This window comes from Microcoleus sp. B9-D4 (genome assembly GCF_036705105.1).
Classification (GTDB): domain Bacteria; phylum Cyanobacteriota; class Cyanobacteriia; order Cyanobacteriales; family Microcoleaceae; genus Microcoleus.
In genome coordinates this window covers 1-3,581 of the sequence record NZ_JAUBTS010000138.1, presented here as the reverse complement: position 1 = coordinate 3,581, position 3,581 = coordinate 1, and the positions used below count along the sequence as shown (strand labels likewise).

Below are 3,581 nucleotides of genomic sequence, written 5' to 3'. Positions count from 1 at the left end.
GGATTTTAGATTTTCGATTTGGGATTGATTCCACGGATAAATCACGTGGCGGGTACCACCTTTGAAATTCGTGGTCAACAGTCAACTGTCAACAGTTAACAGTCAACTGTCAACTGTCAACTGACTAAATATTAGCGAGTCGGCCGAGCCGGAGCTGGAGCCGGAGCTGGAGCCGGAGCAACCTGTGGATTTTGGCCCGCACCGGCCGGTTGGAGCGATCGCACAAATTCCAGCGACTCCCGCGACGGAATCAAAATCATTTGGGTCAAAAACGGGTCGTTCTCAGTACGCAAAGCTTCCAAAACGCTCTCCAAGTTCACCACCTCAATCTTAATTGTGGCGGTCACGTTCGGTTGCTGCTGCTTAAAACGATCGACCATTCCCTGTAAATCCTCCTTGTTAAAAAACAAGGGAATCACCTCTTGCTGGCCCCGCTGAATCGTCAAATAACCATTTTCCGCACCGCCTCTGGCCAAAAACAGAGGTACACCGTTGAACTCGTTAACTTGTTGACCAGTCTGCTGAAGTACAGTTTTAGCCGACTGCACCTGCTGCGGAGCGGGAACGAAAGCAAATTGCACTTCCTCCGGCTTGCCTTTATTTGCTTGAGTGATCTGATAAATTTCCCCCAGCGACACCGGCATCACGCGCACCGTGGCCGCCAACTGAGGATTTCTGGTTTTCAGTTGATCGACAAAAGCTTGAGCGTCTTTCTGGCTGATGAAAATTCCCGCCACGGAAGCATTACCAGTTTGACCCTGACCCTGCTTGGGAACAGAAGCGATCAGGGGCGCACCCTGAGCGTCTGTAATCGTAAATACCGGCACCGAGCGCAATTTTTCCAAAATTTGCGGCTCCGGCAGTGCCAGTGCAGACATCTTGCCAATTGGGGAGGGGCCCAGCAGAGTGCTGCCGACAATTCCCAATATTGCGCCCAAACGAACTAATGATTTCATGTTTTTTCCATCAGGAGCGATCCTGAAACACATTAACGCAAAGACTGGCGACTTAGCACGATCGGCAAAAACTGCCTCAATTTGTTTTCATTTTGACGAAATGTAAACATCAGAGACAGTTCTGCTTCAATCTATTATTTAACATTGTGCGATCGGGATGACAGGATTTGAACCTGCGACATCCTGCTCCCAAAGCAGGCGCGCTACCAAGCTGCGCTACATCCCGGTGTTATAGTTAGCTAACCTCTAACCATTAACACACAAAACCGCTTGCTTGTCAAGCTTTATTAAATATTTAGCTCTCGATGCAGCTAAGGCGAAGTTTTTTTTCAGGTTGTGCGGTTTGACCCCACCCAAAAACCGATACCAGCCCCTGACTCCTATCGTGAGCAGCTCACAATTTTAGACCCTAGTTCAAGCTCCCCGATTCATCTGTGGAATAAATCTCAAATCTCAAATAGTTCCTTCGACTGAGGGCAACTCGACTGACGGGGACTTGACCCCTCGACTGAGCGCCGATCGTCTGAATCACTCCCCGAATGTCTCGCCGAAGTGTCAAATCTCAAATCGACTGACAATACTTGCACAGCTTCATAACGGCCCTGATGCCGAGATACATCCGCGCGTAACAGACTGCAGGACACAGGTGCATTCGGTGTTGGCAGCGTCAATATTGTATTGTAGATCCTCAACAAATCAACGCCGACCTGCACCTCGCTCGCTAATCAGGATACCAAAACATACCTTTAATCCCCTCTGGATCGGACATAAAGCCCAAATTGCGGTAAAAATCCACCACTTGAGGGTCAGCAAATAAGGTAATGTTGCTGATATCTTCACTGCGGAGTTTTTTAATGATGTATTTCATCAGCGCCTTGCCCATGCCTTTGCCCTGGTAGTCGGGATGAACTACCACATCCCAAAGCGTGGCATTAAAAGCATGGTCTGAAGTCGCTCTGGCGAAGCCCACCAGCCGTCGCTGGCTGCCCCGCATCTCCCACATAGAGACGACTAGGAAGCTGTGCACAATAGCTTTTTTGACTTTACGCAGGGGACGGCGGGACCAACCCACTGCATTACAAAGTTCTTCGAGTTCGTAGAGGTCAATGTCCCGATCGCAACTGAAAAAGATGCGAGCGTTGCCGCTGGCGGGCTTGCGAAACGTTGGGGAAAGCGGATCGCCTAACCCAACAGCCACATCTTCCTCAAAATCCGCTGTTTGGGGTACAGAGGCAGACTCAGAACTACTAAATAAGTTTTTCCAAAAACCCATGCAGGCGCGGTTAAGGTAGTAGAAGTTGGACGACGAGAAAGAGAACCAGACAGATAAACCCACTCCAATCGGCGTAGGATCAATTGCCGGTAGCCTCTTGAGGAACAGTTTACGGTACACTCATCTTACGCCGAAAACAGGGATTTGTCGTCCAACATTGAGTCTGCGCTTTTTTGATTCTGTCAAGTTTGGTAGAACTGTTCTGCTAGCCAGTGCCCGCACAACCCGCTTTTAAGGTAAAATTTGTTGCCGAACCAGGACAGAGGTATATTGGGAAATGCTTCTTTTGAGTGCCGCCGATCGCGCCGGAACTTATACCCTTGGTGGAAAATACCACTGGAATGGCGCAACGGTGACATTCTCGTGATAAGTTCTCAGACAGATTTGACTTTTGCTTTTAGTGAGGAGACGGGCACAATTTAAGTCGAATCGTCGAATCGAAAATCCCATTGCCATAAGGCATGGAAGAGTCAATACCAGTATATCTCCCGCACCTTCTCCTCAATTATGGCTTCGGGTTTAAAACCATCTACACTAGAACTTCTCAAGCGCTTTAACCGAGCGTTTCCGCAGTTTTATGAGCAATTTGTCAGCAGCGAAATTCAGTTGCAAAACCTCAAATTAGCTTACCAGCTTTACAAAACTCGGCAAGCAGTCATCGAAATCCGAGCCGAAGGTAACAAAAGTGCCCTGCATTTTGCTTACCGGAACCAGTCTTTTCTATTGAGCGATATTTTTGGAGTGCTCGCGGCCTACGGGCTGACGATTCACAGTCTGAGTCTGTACGGTCAAATTTACCCGCCCATGCTGGTATTTATCAAATTGGTTGTATCTCGCGGTGGCAAGGTACTGGCAGATAAAACAGCAGAAAACGTCTGTAGAGCCGTTCGAGAGGCATTGGCGGGGCATTTTGAGGTTGAAGAGATGTTGGCGGTGGAATTTAATTTAGACGCGGGTTTAGAAGATGTGGCAACTGAATTCTACGTCGATCCGGTTTTCCACTTGCCAGCTTTGCTGATTGAAGCCGATAATCAACCTGGACTTTTTTACAAAGTTATGTATGCCATCTGGCAAGAGGATTTGTTGGTAGTAAATGCTAATTTGCTGGTTTGGCGGGGGCGAACTCGCCTGATTCTCTACTTGTTGGGGCCCAATGAAAGTTTAATTCCCGAATATCTGGGGCAGAAAATCGCTGAGGGGGTGCGACAAAGATTGCTAGGCGAGCGATTTTAGGGCAAGCTGCCGATGCTCCCTAAATAACTAGATTTCTATAAGCAATACTCCGGACATTTTTTAAGCAGCCAAAGTACCATAAGACAAGACTGAAGGAAGATTAGGATGGTTTAAAATCA

The 3,581-nt window shown here is 48.1% G+C and carries 4 protein-coding genes and 1 tRNA gene; 2 read left to right on the top strand and 3 right to left on the bottom strand.

Features of this window, described 5'->3' with window-relative positions; all coding sequences use genetic code 11:
- Positions 1 to 131: 131 nt before the first annotated feature.
- The 3 genes from QUB24_RS32965 to QUB24_RS32955 form a co-directional block, all read right to left on the bottom strand.
- Positions 132 to 956, bottom strand: coding sequence for a Tic22 family protein (locus tag QUB24_RS32965; protein WP_333157765.1), 825 nt, complete (start codon positions 954 to 956; stop codon positions 132 to 134).
- A gap of 152 nt (positions 957 to 1,108) precedes the next feature.
- Positions 1,109 to 1,182: transfer RNA gene (locus tag QUB24_RS32960), tRNA-Pro, on the bottom strand.
- Positions 1,183 to 1,677: 495 nt separating this feature from the next.
- On the bottom strand, positions 1,678 to 2,229 hold the full coding sequence (locus tag QUB24_RS32955; RefSeq protein ID WP_242725747.1) for a GNAT family N-acetyltransferase: 552 nt from the start codon (positions 2,227 to 2,229) through the stop codon (positions 1,678 to 1,680).
- Positions 2,230 to 2,475: 246 nt separating this feature from the next.
- Between QUB24_RS32955 and QUB24_RS32950 the strand changes: the two genes are divergently transcribed.
- Positions 2,476 to 2,652, top strand: coding sequence for a hypothetical protein (locus QUB24_RS32950; RefSeq protein WP_333157763.1), 177 nt, complete (start codon positions 2,476 to 2,478; stop codon positions 2,650 to 2,652).
- Positions 2,653 to 2,736: 84 nt separating this feature from the next.
- Positions 2,737 to 3,462 carry a hypothetical protein gene (locus tag QUB24_RS32945; protein WP_006631881.1) on the top strand — a complete coding sequence of 242 codons (726 nt, stop codon included), beginning with the start codon at positions 2,737 to 2,739 and terminating at the stop codon, positions 3,460 to 3,462.
- Positions 3,463 to 3,581: the final 119 nt, after the last annotated feature.